This is a genomic window from Pseudophaeobacter flagellatus, assembly GCF_021228235.1.
Lineage (GTDB): Bacteria > Pseudomonadota > Alphaproteobacteria > Rhodobacterales > Rhodobacteraceae > Pseudophaeobacter > Pseudophaeobacter flagellatus.
In genome coordinates, this window is sequence record NZ_JAJQRG010000028.1 from 1 (window position 1) to 1,020 (window position 1,020).

1 protein-coding gene is annotated in these 1,020 nt (G+C 51.3%); it reads left to right on the forward strand.

Going from position 1 to position 1,020, the window contains the following annotated elements; all coding sequences use genetic code 11:
• Positions 1–205 precede the first annotated feature (205 nt).
• Complete coding sequence (locus LRK71_RS20440) at positions 206–919, forward strand: hypothetical protein (protein ID WP_232405799.1); 714 nt, start codon at positions 206–208, stop codon at positions 917–919.
• The last annotated feature ends 101 nt before the right edge of the window (positions 920–1,020 follow it).

Consider the following 1,020-nt stretch of genomic DNA (forward strand, 5'->3'; position numbering starts at 1 on the left):
GCGGACGAAGCGGGCTTTCGCTGTCGCTGCTGCAATGTCGGCTCTGACGAAACAGTCGAGCAGGCGTTAGTTTGTCGGGAGTCGAGCAAACGGGAGTAGTTTTTTCCGACCTTTTGAGTCAGCATGTGGCGATCACAAAAACTTGAAAATAAGCCTGTCAATTTCTATCTCATTCTTTGGACACAGCCTTTTAAGGAAACCATTTATGCCACTGCCTTTGCTTACCATTGCCATCCCGGTCCTGCATTCATCTGGAGCGTGGATCGCCTCCACAGGTGCCGCCGGTTACATCGCAGGCACCTTGTCCAGCACTTGGATCGGAGCATTCGTACTGGGGAATAGCGCATTGCTAGGCAGCTTGGGTCTGATATCTGCCGCAGGCATTTTCGGAGCTACTGGAAGCCTAGCAGCACTGACTTCAGGTGCCGCGCTTTCGGTCGGATCGGCACTAACAGCGGTGGGCCTGGGCGGTCTTGCGAGCTCACTCGGCATCGCACCTGTAGCAACTTTTCTAGGTCTAACGCCTGCCGGATGGGCTGTGGCCGGAACAAGTTTGGTGATTGCTTCAACTCTCGGTTTCTACTTCACCCGCAAAACAATGCGGCGGATCAATGAAGAGCGTGAAAAAGGCGGCTTAGGCCCTATCTCCATGTCCCAGATTGTGAAGGAAGTGCGTCTTCTCGAAGAACAATCATTGGAAGCCATACTGAAACGGCTGTCTTTTGAATTGGATGGCTTTCAACTTTCCGATGACCAAAAAGAAGTGTCGGTTGATGGCCAAGTATTTTCAGTTCACCGATTGAAGTATGTAGTCAATGCAGATGGCTCTGAAGAGCTTGTTTTTGTCACTCGGGCTGGACGCAAAAAGAGAGTACTCTTGATTAAGCCCGCGTCTAATCCTGATGGTCAGCCCGCTTGAAGATATCTGGTCGAAAACACGACCTGTAACCGTATCTTTACTATGGCCTTGACGCGGTAGCAGACTTTGGCTGCGTTGCAGAAAATCTGCAAGGTGGGCTC